This window comes from Burkholderia sp. BCC0097 (assembly GCF_902832985.1).
GTDB lineage: Bacteria > Pseudomonadota > Gammaproteobacteria > Burkholderiales > Burkholderiaceae > Burkholderia > Burkholderia orbicola.
The window spans coordinates 133,546-147,859 of sequence record NZ_CADFDM010000005.1; the positions used below are offsets into that span (position 1 = coordinate 133,546).

16 protein-coding genes are annotated in these 14,314 nt (G+C 67.1%); 4 read left to right on the forward strand and 12 right to left on the reverse strand.

What is annotated here, in order from left to right:
• Nucleotides 1–186 precede the first annotated feature (186 nt).
• From HWX07_RS18070 to HWX07_RS18085, 4 genes are all read left to right on the forward strand, one after another.
• Nucleotides 187–774 (forward strand): hypothetical protein, encoded by a 588-nt coding sequence (locus HWX07_RS18070; protein ID WP_175877193.1) that lies wholly within the window; start codon nt 187–189, stop codon nt 772–774.
• A 91-nt stretch (nt 775–865) separates the two neighbouring features.
• Nucleotides 866–1,771 carry a murein L,D-transpeptidase catalytic domain family protein gene (locus HWX07_RS18075; RefSeq protein WP_175877194.1) on the forward strand — a complete coding sequence of 302 codons (906 nt, stop codon included), beginning with the start codon at nt 866–868 and terminating at the stop codon, nt 1,769–1,771.
• A gap of 80 nt (nt 1,772–1,851) precedes the next feature.
• A complete protein-coding gene (locus tag HWX07_RS18080; RefSeq protein ID WP_175877195.1) occupies nt 1,852–2,109 on the forward strand; it encodes a toxin-antitoxin system HicB family antitoxin in 258 nt (85 codons plus the stop codon).
• Nucleotides 2,106–2,567, forward strand: a complete 462-nt coding sequence (locus HWX07_RS18085) for a hypothetical protein (protein ID WP_175877196.1) — start codon at nt 2,106–2,108, stop codon at nt 2,565–2,567. The genes HWX07_RS18080 and HWX07_RS18085 overlap by 4 nt, the downstream gene beginning before the upstream one ends.
• A gap of 69 nt (nt 2,568–2,636) precedes the next feature.
• Here HWX07_RS18085 and HWX07_RS18090 read toward each other — a convergent pair whose 3' ends face one another.
• From HWX07_RS18090 to HWX07_RS18145, 12 genes are all read right to left on the reverse strand, one after another.
• Nucleotides 2,637–2,786, reverse strand: coding sequence for a hypothetical protein (locus HWX07_RS18090; RefSeq protein WP_156814709.1), 150 nt, complete (start codon nt 2,784–2,786; stop codon nt 2,637–2,639).
• A 101-nt stretch (nt 2,787–2,887) separates the two neighbouring features.
• On the reverse strand, nt 2,888–3,553 hold the full coding sequence (locus HWX07_RS18095) for a hypothetical protein (protein ID WP_148271043.1): 666 nt from the start codon (nt 3,551–3,553) through the stop codon (nt 2,888–2,890).
• Complete coding sequence (locus HWX07_RS18100; RefSeq protein ID WP_043307620.1) at nt 3,543–4,244, reverse strand: hypothetical protein; 702 nt, start codon at nt 4,242–4,244, stop codon at nt 3,543–3,545. The genes HWX07_RS18095 and HWX07_RS18100 overlap by 11 nt, the downstream gene beginning before the upstream one ends.
• 23 nt (nt 4,245–4,267) lie before the next feature.
• On the reverse strand, nt 4,268–5,485 hold the full coding sequence (locus tag HWX07_RS18105; RefSeq protein ID WP_175877197.1) for a GIY-YIG nuclease family protein: 1,218 nt from the start codon (nt 5,483–5,485) through the stop codon (nt 4,268–4,270).
• 23 nt (nt 5,486–5,508) lie between these two features.
• Complete coding sequence (locus HWX07_RS18110; RefSeq protein ID WP_175877198.1) at nt 5,509–5,997, reverse strand: hypothetical protein; 489 nt, start codon at nt 5,995–5,997, stop codon at nt 5,509–5,511.
• A gap of 392 nt (nt 5,998–6,389) precedes the next feature.
• Nucleotides 6,390–6,680 carry a hypothetical protein gene (locus HWX07_RS18115; RefSeq protein ID WP_175877199.1) on the reverse strand — a complete coding sequence of 97 codons (291 nt, stop codon included), beginning with the start codon at nt 6,678–6,680 and terminating at the stop codon, nt 6,390–6,392.
• 93 nt (nt 6,681–6,773) lie between these two features.
• Entirely contained in the window at nt 6,774–7,319 is a 546-nt protein-coding gene (locus HWX07_RS18120) for a hypothetical protein (RefSeq protein WP_175877200.1), read from the reverse strand.
• Nucleotide 7,320: 1 nt separating this feature from the next.
• Nucleotides 7,321–7,920, reverse strand: a complete 600-nt coding sequence (locus HWX07_RS18125; RefSeq protein WP_043307613.1) for a hypothetical protein — start codon at nt 7,918–7,920, stop codon at nt 7,321–7,323.
• Between the two features lie 131 nt (nt 7,921–8,051).
• Nucleotides 8,052–11,081: a type IV secretory system conjugative DNA transfer family protein gene (locus HWX07_RS18130; protein WP_175877201.1), complete on the reverse strand. Its 3,030-nt coding sequence runs from the start codon at nt 11,079–11,081 to the stop codon at nt 8,052–8,054.
• 20 nt (nt 11,082–11,101) lie between these two features.
• Nucleotides 11,102–11,518: a hypothetical protein gene (locus HWX07_RS18135; protein WP_175877202.1), complete on the reverse strand. Its 417-nt coding sequence runs from the start codon at nt 11,516–11,518 to the stop codon at nt 11,102–11,104.
• A 78-nt stretch (nt 11,519–11,596) separates the two neighbouring features.
• Nucleotides 11,597–13,381, reverse strand: a complete 1,785-nt coding sequence (locus HWX07_RS18140) for a hypothetical protein (RefSeq protein ID WP_175877203.1) — start codon at nt 13,379–13,381, stop codon at nt 11,597–11,599.
• Between the two features lie 69 nt (nt 13,382–13,450).
• Entirely contained in the window at nt 13,451–14,164 is a 714-nt protein-coding gene (locus HWX07_RS18145; RefSeq protein WP_227893494.1) for a hypothetical protein, read from the reverse strand.
• Nucleotides 14,165–14,314: the final 150 nt, after the last annotated feature.

Below are 14,314 nucleotides of genomic sequence, written 5' to 3' on the forward strand. Positions count from 1 at the left end.
TGTACCTAACGGGTTAAAACGGCGAGTCAAGCGACTTGGGAAAATATTTTGGCGCGTGCTATGGCACGGGTTAAGAGTTCGTCGGACGGGGCGGAAAAGCACGTCCCAAAGGCTTGACCGGCCTGTACGTCCTGCTAGGTTGAAGGTAGAGGACAACGCGCCAGCGATGCGCACCAGGAGACCCCGATGACCACCCGCCACGGATACACCCCAGAAGGCCTGTACGACTTTTCGATCGAACCCGACGAGGAGCTGAAGGCGATGATCGGCAAGCCGATCGAGGCGCTGCTCGACATGCTCGAGGCGATCCTGGTGATGCTCACCGTCCAGATGCAAAGCCAAGCGATCGCGATGCAGGCGGAGCAGATCCGTCAGCTCCAGCAGCGGCAGGCCTGGGCCACCGCGAAGCTGGCGCGGGTTCGCAAGCTGGAAGCGGACGGCGTGACGATCGTGCCGCGCGACGTGCTGACCAACGAGCCGAAGGCCCTGGACGTCGAAGGGCAGCGCATCGACGGCGGACGCCGTAAGTTCAGCATGGCGGACGTGCGGGCCAGCCGTGGTCCTCGCATCGACGCCAACGGGCGGGCCGCGGAGATCCGCACCCCCTCGGCCGGCATCAACGTTCCCAACCGGCGCAGCCTGGGCGACCGCCTGGACGTGCGTCGGGTGGAGGACTGCATCGAACCGAGCGTGTTCCGGCCCAGCGCCGTCACGTTCGACCAGAACAACGGGGTGGAGGCTTACCGTCCCCGTTCACGGTTCAGCCCGCGCTGAGCCACCACGGCACCCCCGCTCAGGGGCCCACCACCCACCGTCGCCAACAACACGACAAGGAGGCGATCACCACACGTTCTCGGAGGAGACCTTGTACCCGACGTTCAAACCCATCGCCCACCGCCTGGTGGTGCTCACCGCGACCTGCCTTGCTGCGTTCGCGCTTTGCCCCAGTTCGCTCAAGGCCGTGCCAGGGCACACCCCGGAGCCGGTCGACTTCGTGGTTTCCTCGATTCCCCAACCCGCATCCCTGGTCGACGTGCCGGCGTCCTTCGACGACGCGGCCCCGGTGTTCGACGCGTCACCGCGGCTCACGCGCTTCACCCGGATGCCGGAGCGCCTGGTGGGCTCGTTCTGGCCCACGCGGATGGGGGTGGCCCCGGTGATCGTGCAGCCCTCGACGTTCCGCGTGACGGAGGAGCAGCTCCTCGCGGCGGCGCCCACGATCAACCAGGACGCGCTGCACCTGGCCATGCGGGCGATGGAATGCGCGGCGAAGCACTACGGGGACAAGGACCGCCTGGTGGTGATCGACTACTCCCTGCCCAGCACCGCGCGCCGGCTCTGGGTCTTCGACCTGCGCAGCGGCACGCTCCTCTGGAACGAGTACGTCCTGCACGGGCGCGGGTCGGGCGCAGGGCTCTACGCCCGGTCGTTCTCGAACCAGCCGGACAGCGAGCAGTCCAGCCTGGGCCTGTTCGAGCTGGGCAGTCCGTTCAAGAGCCAGTTCGGCCCGGCGATGAGCATGGTGGGGCTGGAGAAGGGCATCAACGACCACGCGGTGGAGCGCGGGATCTGGCTTCACGGCACGGACTACGTGAACGACGAGCGCGCGGCCACGGGCCACGTGTCGCAATCCGAGGGCTGCGCAGCGGTCCAGCGGGGGGTGATCGTCCCGATGATCAACACCCTGAAGAAGGGGGCGTACCTCTTCTCGTACTACCCGGACAAGCGCTGGCAGCAGGCGTCCGGGTTCCTGACGGGGAAGCTCTGCTGATCCGGGGGAACCCCCGATCTTGCCGACCCGAATCGACCTGCTACGTTGAGTAGGCCGCCCACCCAGAACCGGAGGACCCGATGACCACCACCTGCAAGACCCCTCGACGGACCGCCACGCTTCGCATGCCGCCGGTGCTGCACGACGCAGCGACGGCGGTGGCCCGTCGTCACCACCAGAGCCTGAACGAGCTGCTCGTGACGGTGCTGTCGGACCACCCCGAGGTACGGTGGTGGGTGGCCTTCAACGAGGCGGCGCCCGGCACGCAGCCCCACCAGGCGCAGCGGCTGGCCCAGTTGCGCGTGGACATCGACCGGATCCTGGGGAGCGTGCGATGAGCTACTTGACCGAACAGCAGCGGGCGACGCAGGCGGCCATCCTCGACAGCCTGGTGGTGGAGCAGGTGGAGGAGCCGGCGGTGGTGAAGGGGCTCGACGCGGTGTACCCGGCGATGACGGTGACGGTGGGCGTCACGCTCAACGGCCGGCACCACGCGATTCCGGCGACGGAGCAGGCGGACGAGAGCTGGTGGACCATGTACACCCGCCACGGGCGCCTGGACGCGCTGCGCACCTCCATCGACGACGGGCCGGCCTGGCAGGCGTTGAAGCGGCAGATCGTCGACGACGTGTTCGACGGCGAGCTGATGGCGTTCGAGGACATCTTTTTCACGCAGGACGTGCGCTCGGCGATCGAGGCCCTGGCCAGCGAGGCCGCGTTCAAGCACCACCGGCAGCACCACCTGGCGCGGGTGCTCGCGGCCAAGCGGGAGATGGACGGCGCCCGCTGGCAGTGACACCCGGGCGGAGCGGGGAATGGGAAACGGGGCCGATGGCCCCGTTTGCACATGGTGGCGGTGGTTCGCTCAGCGCTGGGGGCGCTTGGCCCGCTCAGCATCGAGGTTCTGCTTGAAGCGCTGGGCCAGGCTCTGGCCGCCGAACAGCGAGCTGGGGGTGTTCCGGAACACCGCGACGAGAACGACGAGCGCGACGATGATGGCGACGATGTAGAGCATGATGGTTCCTCCCTCGGTGGTGCCCACCGGGCGGGTGGGCGATGGTCAACACTTAGCAGCATTCCGGGGCACGTCAAGCCCGTGCCCTGGCACGGTTTGAGTCACTCGCCGAGGGGCGTCTGGGGATCGTGCGCCTCGACCGTTTCCTGCATGGGGAAGAAGTGGCGGTGGTTCCGGATCATCTCGTCAGCCTTTGCTCGCTCCTCCGGAGTCCAGTTGGCGACCCGTTCAGCGACATGGCGCTTCCAGTCGCCCCCTTCCCCGTAGTTCCAAGCATACGGGACCCGATCCTCCCCGATCTTGGCGCGTTCCATCCGGGCCAGTTCCTTCTCGAGATCGCTCAACGCGATCACCGAACCCACGTAAGGCTCGGGGACCTCCTGGTGGTAGGCGTGGGCGGCGGACCGGGCGAGCACGAACCGGCGCTGCAGCACACCCATGGGCCCGCGGTAGGTGACCATGTAGGGCGAGCGCAGTTTGCGCAGGAGCCAGCCGTCCTGGCGCTGGGCGTCCAGGTCCCTGAGCTGCTGCTCCTGCTGCCGCACATCCGGCAGCGACGAGACGGTGTGGCGAGCGTAGTCCGGGGAATACGTCTCGAACATGCTCTCGGCCCGTTCGTCCAGCGTGCTGACGATGACCATGGCGGCCATGCGCGGGATGGCGGCACGAGGGTTCCGCTCGATACCCATCACCAGCTTCACGCAGGCGTCCGGATAGGGGTAGCGCCCCTCCTCGCAGTCCAGCACATCGTTGAGATCAGCGTCCATCGGTCGCCTCATGGTGGTTGTGGTCTTCGGCCGGAGCGGCCGGGTGAAGGGCCTCGTACGCGGCCAGCTCGTGCTGCTTCCGCGCAACCCAGGCGCGCGCTTCAGGCGATTCACGCGCATACCGCTCCTGGGAACGGTCGAAATCGCCGGCCTCGCTGTAATCCCAGTGATACGGGGCGGTGTCATCCCCGGTCTTGACGCTCTCCATCTGGGCCAAGGTCTTTTCGAGGTGGCTGAGCGACACCGCCATGCCGGCACGGATCGGGTGCCGGACCTGCGCCCGGGCCCCGTGGACGCTCGACGCGTAGACAGCATCGAGGGCGATGTGGTCGAGCACGTCGTTGTGGGCGACCAGGTAGGGCTCGGCAAACGGCTGAACAACGCGGAGCAGCAGCCCGGCGGCCCAGCTTCGTCGCTGAGTCCTCATGGCCCGAAGGGCGGTCACACGTTCGCGCAGCTCGTCGAGCGACAGCGTAAGCATGGAACGAAACTCCGGGTGGGCCAGGTCGAAGGCGTCTTCCACGAGGCGTCGTTGGGTGCTGACGGCGACGTACGTGCGAAGGACGGCGGCCATATAGCCGTCCCGGGTGGCCGCCTTCCTTGGCAGGCCGATGACCACGAACACGCACGCGTCCGGGTAGGGGTAGCGCCCCTCCTCGCAGTCCAGCACATCGTTGTGATCCGTTTCCATCGTCTCCTCCTGGTGGTTGTGATTCAGCGGCGCCGGTACGTGGAGCGTTGGCCCCCACGTTGGTAACCGGACGTGCGGTTTGAGCTGGAACGGTTCGACCGGCGCGGGTAGCGGCCCGGCGAGCCGTCGTCGCGGGTTCGCTTCGGGCGGTGCTCGAACCAGCCGGCGACCACCGTGGCCAGCAGGGCGAGGACCCACCACCACCCGTCCAGGGCGGCGTAGAGCGCGGCGGTGAGGGCCAGGCCGGTGAGGGCGACGGGGCTCCAGCGGAACACGTCGACGGCGACGAACAGGGGCCAGCGCCACCAAGGCTGACCGACGCGGCGCAGCGCGACGATGGCCAGGGTGTGGAAGGACGGCTTGGCCGCGGCCAGCAGGGCATCGCGGTGCTTCTCGACCGCGGCGCAGCGCCACAGCTTGCGGTGCTTCACGCAGAACTCGATCTGGTCCAGCAGCAGGGTCAGCACGTCGTTCGACGGCTGGTCGAGCTGCGCGGCGCGCTCCAGGAAGGTGTTCCAGGCTTTTTCCCCGGCCCCGTACTGCTGGCGTTGCCAGAAGAGCTTGGCCGACCATCCGGCGGCGGCCACCCGGGACGGGTCGGTGGGATGGGCCATGGCCGTCTGGTAGTGGTGCTGGGCGCGGTGGTCCAGCTCCGGGCGATCCTTCGGGCGTGCATCGTTGGCCAGCACGTGGGCGGCCCGGCCGGCGTAGTAGCGGCCACGGGCGGACCCGAGGGCGGCGGCTTGCTCGAAGTTCGAGAGGGCCTGGCGGGCGTCTCGCATCTGGCCGTCCAGACCGAAGAGCAGCTTCACACCGCGGTCCACCTGATCGTCGGAGGCGGCACGGGCCTGACGGCTCGGCGGGGCACCGGGATCGACACCGTGTTCGAGGGCGGCCAGGCGCTTCAACACCGCGTTGGCTTGGGACACGCTGACCCAGAAGAACTCGCGGTCGTTGGACACGCGTTGCCCCAGGCGCTGCAGCTCACGGTGGACGTCCTTTTCGGCCTTCCAGCAGTCGTTGAACAGCTCCCAGCTTTCCAGCACGAAGGGCGTGGGCACCCCGGTGGCGCGCGACAGCTCGTCACGGCGGGTGATGGGGTTGCGCTCGGTGCGACCGATCTTCACCTGCCCAGGCATGGACGGGTTCGACAGCACGTACACGTAGCCGCGGTGGGACCGCTCCGGGATGGGCGCAGGGCCAGGCGTGGTCGTGAGGATCGGACGGGGCTCGTAGGCCATGCGGTCTCCTGGGGGCGTCGTGCTCAGGCTTTCAGGCCGAAGCCGGCGGACCACGACGGGTTGCCGTCGATGCGGTCCATCGTCCGGCTGTCGTAGGCCTTCACCACGCCGTCCTCGGCGTCGTAGGCGTAGCTCACCGGGTCGTAGGCGGCCTTGCTCTCGGTCCACATGGCCAGGCTGGCCGCGTCGGCCTCGCTGCGGCGCTTCAGGGCAGCGGTCACCACGGCGGCGAGGACCTTGGGGGACACCCCGATCGTGTCGGCCTCGGCCCGGATGAAGGTGGGCACGTGGGCGATGTGGATGGCCTTGCCGCTGGTGAACAGGGTCAGCGCGGTGACCGGCGTGCTGCCGGGCACGTCGACCCGAACACCGGTGGCCACCAGCTTGCGGTAGTGGGCGATGGCGCGGTCGATCTCGTCGCTCCGGCGAACACGGGCGGGCACAGCAGCCACGGTGGCCGGGACAGGAGCGGGCAGGCTCTCGGGGGTGGGGATGACAATCAGGTCGTTCATGATGGGGTATGGGTAAGGGTCGGGGTGGTGGTGCAGGGGTGGCAACCGCTGCGGGTGGTGAGGTCATTAGCCCGTGCCAGGGCACAACCACGGGTGCGAACGTTGAGCGGGTTCAGGTGGTGCATGGTGCTCTCGGTCAGGTGTGGATTTGCGAACCTCCTACTCTCAACCTAGCAGGGTCTATCGGTCGGTCAATAGCTATAGCCCCGCAAAAGGGGCGATTCCAGGATTTATTTGGAGGGGTTATGCGCGTGCGCGTCGAAACCCGGGCAAAAAGCAGGGGGCGGGTGCCTTCGGCCCGTGGTGGCGGCGAATCGGCGTGCCAGGGCACAGGGGCGTCAGCAACGCGAAGGGGGCCGCGAGGCCCCCAGATCAGGTGGTGGTGGCGATGCTCAGGCGAGCGTGCCGGTCCGGTTGGCGTTGAACGAGGCGATCGTGGCGCGCAGCCGGGCACCGGCTTCGGCCTGCGTGAACGCCGGACGGGCCGGGCGGATCCAGGTGGGCTGCATCTCGTGGTCCAGCTCGATGGGCAGCGCGTGCGACGCGTGGCGACGCGCGCCCAGGACGAAGCCGAGGTACGCACCGCCCAGGACGAGGGCGACGCTCGCCAGCAGGACGAGGGCCTCGAACAGGCAGGCGAGCAGCGGGTGGGCGATGTAGAACGGAACGGTCAGCGGGTGCACGGTGGTCTCCTCCGGTGTGCGTGGGCCGCAGGGCGCGGCCCGGGGTTGAACAACAAGGTGAATCGGGGGGTGGTCTCCTGGTCGAGGGCTGGGTCAGCGGATCACGTGGGCCGCCGCGCGCAGTGCGCCGCGGTGCAGGCTGAACAGCGCGGCGGCGAGGCGATCCTTCGCGGGCCAGTTCTTCGCGCAGATCCCCTTGTAGACCGCGATCTGGCGCATCTGCACCGGGATCCGTTCCTTCGCGGCGTCACGGAAGCGCTTGGCCTCCGGCATCGTGGCCATGACCGCCTGAACAAGCTGCTCGTGGTTCATCGGCAGAGCCAGGATCGCCGGGTTGTTGGTCTTCAACCAGAAGCGGAGGTCGTTGTCGTTGTGCGCCCGCACCTCGGCCTCGCTGGGCAGCGGGTCCGGTTCCCGCAGGGCCGGCGGCAGCGGCAGGATGGCCAGACGGATGCACGCCTCACGGGACACCAGCGCCGGGTTGACCGCCACTTCCTGGGCGACGACCTGCTCCGGCGTGAGGGGCGCGGGCCCGGCGTGCCGGTGCAGGAACTTGGTCACACCGACGGTGGCGGCGAACAGCACGCACAGGCCGGCGAGGAGGGCAGCGCCCTGCTGGATACGAGGATCGAGTTGCATATCAGTACAGGGCCTCATGGATGGCTTGCTTCGGGTGGGCGAAGAACTGCGCGCCTTGCGTGAAGATCCCTGGTGCGCACAGGTTCATGCGGTCGCCGACCTGGTCGGTCTGGATCCCCTGCGGGTCGAGCTGGTCGTACACGACCGCGCCCGGGCCAAGAGCGCTGCACTGGTAACCGCCCTCGATCCACCAGTGGCCCCAGGACATCGCCATCGTGGCCAGGAGGACGGTGGCGAAGAGTCCGAGCACGGCAAATCCCGCGATGAAGAAATAGCCATGGCGTCGGCAGTCCTTCAGTTTCCACTCGGTTTGCTGGATGTCACCAGGCTGAAAGTTCGGGGATTCGACCTGCTGTTCACGACCCTCCCGACGGGCCAGTCGGTAGGCGTCCCACGTCCGGACCATGTAATCGACGTTGTTTTGCAGAAGGGTTCGCCGTTTCCGATGGATCCAGAACCGGAAGCTCAGCAAGGCCAACGCTACCAGGACGAACACCAGTACAACCATCGCAAGGGAGGCCGTGCCCTGTGGGTCGAGGAGCGTCGGGTAATAGGAGTGCCCGGCCCAGTACGCGTAGGCGGGAACGGTGGTGCTCAGCATGAGGTCTCCTCCTCGTTGATGCCCACATAGCCGGGTGGGCGTCCGTCATCCACACTTAGCAGCTCTCAACGGCCTGTCAACCCGTGCCAGGGCACGGACAAGCCCGGATGAATCCGGGCTTGCTGGCAGGGTCAGGCGGCGGCATTCGTCGCGTCGTTGGCGGCAGCTTGGGCCGCGTGGACCTGCTTCCGACGGTCCAGTTCGTCGTACACCGTCGGGATGCCCTGCATCTCGGCAAACGTGCGGATCTGGTCGATCGAGAGGTTGCCGATGGTGTCGCACAGATCACGGCGCGGCACGCCACCACGCTTCACGCTGATCATGCCCACGTAGCGGTGGTGCAACAGACCCCAGTCGTCTTCCGGGAACAGCTCGACGGCCGAGCCGTTCGGACCCACTTCCTTCTCCGTCTTCGGGTCCTTCACGTAGAACCGCGGGGGCTTGTAGTCGTCGTGCTCGACGGCGCCGCCCATGAACTTCCAGCTCAAGGCACCCGCGGCACGGCGGGCCAGGCCGGCACCGAGTGCGACGGTCCCGCGAACAACCTCCCAGAGGTTGGTGGTGACCGCGCCCACGGAGAACATCAACGCGAGCTTGGCCAGGGACGCCGGCAGACGGCCGGAATGGTCGTTCGGGTTCTTCAAGGCTTCACGGTCCGCCTTGGTGAGGAGGACGTCCGTCGGGCGGCTCAGGTCGTAGCGCAAGCGCTTGAGCATCGCGAGCCGCTGGTTCGGGTTCAGCTCGGGCTTTCCGATCCGGGCCGAATCGAACGCGTGCAAGTGGGCGCGCTGGAAATCGTTCGAGGTGATCTCCTTGAGACCGCCGGACAGGTAATAGCTGTACTCGTGGACCCGCTGCCGCATCAGGCGATCGTTGGCCCAGGCGTGGCTCGCGGGCAGGGACTTCATCACGCACCACGACACGAAGTTGCCCATGAACGCCTTGGCGGCATCCTCGCCCAACCGGTCGTAGAAGGCATTGACCGTCTGCGATGCGAACACGCACCGGAGGCCCAGGCTACGGGCGATGGAGAGCAGCGAGCCTTCGTCGGACGTGCTCTTCCGGCTCAGCAGCAGGTGGGCCTCGTCGACGATGCACAGCAGCGGGCGCTGCTCGGGGAAGTGCTTTTGCCAGTCGCCCACGGCACCACGGGCCTTCACCGCGTTGAACACGCGCTTCTTGGCCAGCGTGGTGATGACCATACCGGCTTCCTGATACAGGGTCTCAGGCAGGGAGATCCCCACCACGGCGCCGCGCATGCAGGCGAGCAGGTCGCACCCCTTTTCGAGGTAGGCCCAGTCCACGAGCTTCACGTTGCTCATGATCGGGGTGAACATGGTCGACAGGGTCCCGAGGATGTCGGAACGGAGTTCGGCACGCTGCCGCGGCAGGTGGAAGGACGCGAACTTCAGGGCCGCGCGGATCAGCTTCCCGCGGGGCGTGTCCGCGACCATGTCCGGGTGCTTGCGCAGCCAGCCCACGAGACCCGCTCCACCCGGCAGGGTCGGAGCATCCGACAGCAACGGAAGCTGTCCGGTCTTCGGGTCCGGCACCGGCTCCGTGCCGCTGACGAACTTCGAATCTTCCATGTAGGACATGGCGAAGTCGTGCAGCGCCGCGAAGTGCCAGTAGAAATGACGAACGGCGGACGCGAACGGTTCCGGCACGTCATACCCATTGCGTTTGCGCCACGCCACGTACTCCGTCCAGGTCGTGAAACGGCTACCGTCGTCGTTGGTCTTGGCTTGGGCCTCCTTGTCCAGGTGGTCGGACCAGGCCTGGTAACTGGCGAAACCGCGCTCTTTCGCCTTGTCCGCCAGTTCCATCTGCTCCATCTCGTAGCAGGCCCACAGAAGGCAAGCCGTGTGGCGCAGCCAGTTCCCGGAGCTGACCGTCCAGAAGCTCGACAGGTCGCTGTCGTCGTTGGTGGCCGCCAGGAGGGCGGTCGTCACCTGCTCGGGCGTCATGCCTTCGAGGAGCGCCAGCGCGGCCCCGCCCGGTTCAGGCGTGACGTGGACGATCTCGATCACCTGATCAAGGCCCTGCTCACGCAAGGCCTTGATGATCTCGTCGGGCAGCGAACCCTTGCCGTCGAGTAGCAACGCCCCACCGCAGTTCTCGAACACACCGTTGCGGAACTGGCCGTAAGCGAGCCATTGCAGGGTGAGAGGAGTGATGAGGCCGGTCTTCCCAGAACCGGTCTCCCCGATCATCAGCAGGTGCGTGGTCAGGTCCTCGTGCGCTGACAGCCCCATGTACGTGTCCGGGTCCGGGGCCAACGGGTCGCATTTGTTCAGCTTCAGGTGGCCACGCGCCGTTCCGAGGATGATCACCGGACCGTTTTTCGCGAAGTTGGACGCAGCGTTGATCTGAGCCTGACGCATCATCATGGCGTCGTTGTCGTTCGGCGCCTGGAAGTTTTCCGGGAGCTTGAACAGACGGTCCTTGCCGGAGCGGTTGGCGATCAAGGACTCCAGGAACGGACGGGCCAGCATCAGGAAGGTGCCAGCGGCCACCACGGGACCGGCCAGCTCCGGGATGTACCGGGCGGCGGCGGTCTGAACAGCGAAGATCCCGAGCGTGTATTGCGCGGTCGGCCGGATGATGTAGCGCCAGTTCCGACCGAGCAGGGCCAGGGTGCCGATGGCGTACGCGGCTTGCGTCAGCACGAAACCGGGAATGCCCATGTGGCCAGTGGCCACGAAGGCTTCCGACGCGACGGTGACCAGCGGGTGGGCATACAGCAGGGCGGTTTCGGCCAGGCTGGACCCGCCGTAGCCGATCTCGCAGTCGTCGCCGGTCGCCTTCACAAGCTGCACGAGCGGGGTACCGTTGCCGGACACGCCGCTGTCGCCTTCCTTGTCCTGAAGATCGAACGGAGCGTGGTCGGTGATGGGGATCTTGCGTCGGAACAGCTCGGCGACTTGCATCTTCACGTTCTTGCTGATCCGCTCACGGGCGCGGCGACCCATGAGTCCGGTGTAGGCCATGCCTTGACCGGCGTCCTTACGCAGCGCGGGCGTCAGACGATCGATGAGCGCGGCAGCGTTCCGGTCGTAGGGCGGTGCCTTGACCTTCGGGGCCACAGCCACGGCGGTGCCGGTGTCGACGTTGGTGCTCGCGTTGGGGTCCGTCGGTTCGGCCGTTTGAGCGTCGTGCATGGTTCCTCCCATGGATCGGATCAGTTGAAGAAGTGCTGCGCCGACGCGGACAGCGCCTGGGTGTAGCTGCCGTTCAGCGCGTAGCTCACAACGATCAGCACGGCGCCGACGATCAGCATGCGGCGCGAGAGCCACACGCGGATGTCCCGGCGGACGAACTGATCCCGCACGTTGTTGCGCAGGTTGTCGCGGGTGCGAATCTGGGGCCGTTCGGCCGCCACGTGGTAGAAGCCCTCCCGGACGCCCAACGCCTTCGGCGAACCGAAGATCAGTCGACCGATGACGTCGAAGACCTTGCTACGCCAGGAGATTTCGTCGGGCAGGGCTCCGTACTGCAACGTCCGCGTGGGCTTCTGACGGACGGGGCGCCCAGGCGTGGTCGGAACGGTGGATCGGTTGTGGTTCAAGGTCTCCCCCTTGTCGTGTGGCTGGTTCAAGATGGCAGGTCCAGGCCGCGTGTCAAGTCTGCGAGGCGCAAAAAAGAGGCGTGCTATGGCACACCTCTTGTCACACGATTACGGCCGAGCGTTTGCCTTGGCCCAGGCGTCCAGCTTGGCGTTGGCGGCGTTGATCTGGGCTTGCTCGCGAGCCAACGCATCGACGTGGTGGACCACCGGAGCCCGATGAACCGGCGCCGGCGCGGGCCGGGGCACCACCGCCGGGGCCGGAGCGGTGTGGGCGACCGGTGGGGCCGTCGGAACGCTCGGGGCGACCGGCACAGTGGCCGGAGCGGGCACCTTGGGCGGCGCAACAGGCGCAGGGACAGCGGGAGGACCGGTCACCGTCGGAGGCGCGACCGGCGCCGGGACCGTCGGCGTTGCGACCGGAGCCGGGGCGGTGATTGCTGGAGCGGGGGCCACCGTCGTCGGCTCCGAACCGCGCGACCCGAACCACACCCCGGCCACGATCACCAGGAGCGCGGCAACCCCGATGCCAACCGGCTTGATGGAGCTGGTGAGGTTGGCAACAGCAAAGCCGGCACGAGCGGGCTTGGCCCCCCAGGACGCGTCGTGCACGGTCATCCCTTCGGGAGCGGTGACGGCGACGTGGATCCGGTTCGCCATCTTGGCCAGGTTCGTTCCGCCAAGATCGAGGGCTTTGGCGGCAGCATCCAGAAAATCCGGATCGGCGTAGCCAAGGGCCTTCAGTTCCGTGAAGGTTTGGGCCAGCCGTTCGTGCGCTGCCTTGTAAGCAAACTGGGCCCGGATACGAGCGTTGGAGTCGGCATCCTCCTCGGCCACGTTGTACGCCGAGGCGGCAGCGTCGAGCGCCTCGTACTCTTCCCGGGCACGAGCTTCTAGGGTGGCGTTCTGCTCGTATCGACGAGCGTCCGCCGCGATGAAGCGTGCGGAGTCGAGCACCTTGTTCGCGGCGTCGATCACTTTCGGATCGGGATCCTTGCCCTCCATCTGGTACTCGGCAAGCACGCTCTTGAGGGCCTTCGCCGCAGCTTCCGCGTCCGCTACGCGGCCCGCGATCGCTTCGGGTTGGACACCTGTGATGGCGGAAACCGCCTGCGCCACCTTCCCCGTGGCGTCGACCACCTTGGCGCCGATGCCATCGAGAGGCGGGCGCTGCGCTTGCACGGGTTCAGGTTCCTCCGTCGCAACGGCCACCTGGGTGGGCTGCTCGACGGGTGCCGTGGCTTCGGTTGCAGGCGAAGCATCGCCCGTCATGCCGTTAAGCATGTCGTTGTAGTCCTCCTCCTCGGATTCCGGAGCTTGGCTCGACGACGCTGGGGCAACGGACGGCACTTCGGCGTCGTTGGACGGCTCGACGCTCGCGCTTTGCTGCGCCAGCAGAACCGTTTCGTCAACGTGCTGGGCATCCTTTTCGATCGCATCACGCAGGGCGTTGAGCCGCTCGGTGATCTGGACTTCGGCTTCGATGGACTGGTCAGCGGCCACCACCACGTCCGGCTGGGTGAACCGCTCGGTCGGCTCGCACCCGGCCGCTTCAGCCGCATCGACCGCTTTGTTCCACGCCAGGCGGGCGTCCCGATAGTCCGTCTTGGCGTCGTTGGCGCTCTTGAGCTTGACCTGGAGCTGCGTGTCTTCCGCGAACGCAACGGTCATCTGCCCCGCGGGCTGCTTACGCAGCTCGGCCATGAGCGGGCCGGCCTTTTCCGGGTCATTCAGGATGAAGATCGAGGTGAGCTGGCGCTGCACTTCGTTGAACGCATCGAGCGTGCTTTGCGCGGCCTCGACGTAGTCCTTCGCGGCCATGGCCACCAGCACTGCTGCGTTGCCGAGGTCGTCCCAGGCGTAGCTGACCGCGGTTTCCAGCGCTTTCTTGTCCATCGTCTGTCTCCTCCAGAGATGTTGGAATGGGGCAGGGCGACCGGCGGGCCGCCCTGGACGTCCGGCCGATCAGACGGACGGGACCGGCGTCAACACGAGCTTCGCCTTCGCGGGCGAGGTCACGGTGTGCACCACGTACGACGTAGCCTTGTTGCTGTTCGGGATGGCAGCGTCCAGGATCCCGCGGACCCAGTTCGCGTCACGCGCCATCACGTACACACCGATGGTCACCGGCTTGTCCGACTTGCTCGCCAGCTCGCCGGCCTTGCCGATCAGCGCGGCAACGCGCGGGTCGTGGGACTTCATGCCGGCGGGCGGCAGGCCGATGTCGGTGTGGTACCAGGCCGGGATTTCCTTGCTGGTCGGCTTCCCGTCCTTGTCGTGGTCGTGGACCATCTGGGTTGCCACGACGGCCTGCTGCTGCGCGTTCATCGCGGTCAACTGGTCCTGCAGGACCTTGGCTCCCGCACGGGCGTTGTCGAGCTGCTTCTGCACCGAGGCGGCGTAGCTTTCGGCGCCCAGCAAAACAGCACCACCGGCGCAACCGATCCCTGCGCCGGCCAGGCCATGGCCCGTGATCACGCCGATGACACCGCCGACCGCGGCGCCACCCAGGCACCCGAGGGCTGCACCACCGGCTGCAGCGGCACCGCTCTGATTCGAAATGCCGAGGTGATGGCCCAGCGATTCGCTCGTGTCGTTGATCGACGCGCAGCCGGCGGTGAGGCTGACCGATGCAGCAAGGGCCACGAACGTGACCGAGGTTTTGAGGGTGTTGCGCATGGGGTGGATCCTCCCGAACGTTAGGGCCTTGCGGGGCCGATCCCCCACATCTAGCAGCTTCAGAGGGCATGTCAATCCGTGCCAGGGCACGGATTAAAACACCTGAAAAAGGCGGGCGATCCGGCTTCGCCCCGTCACCATGGGAAGGTG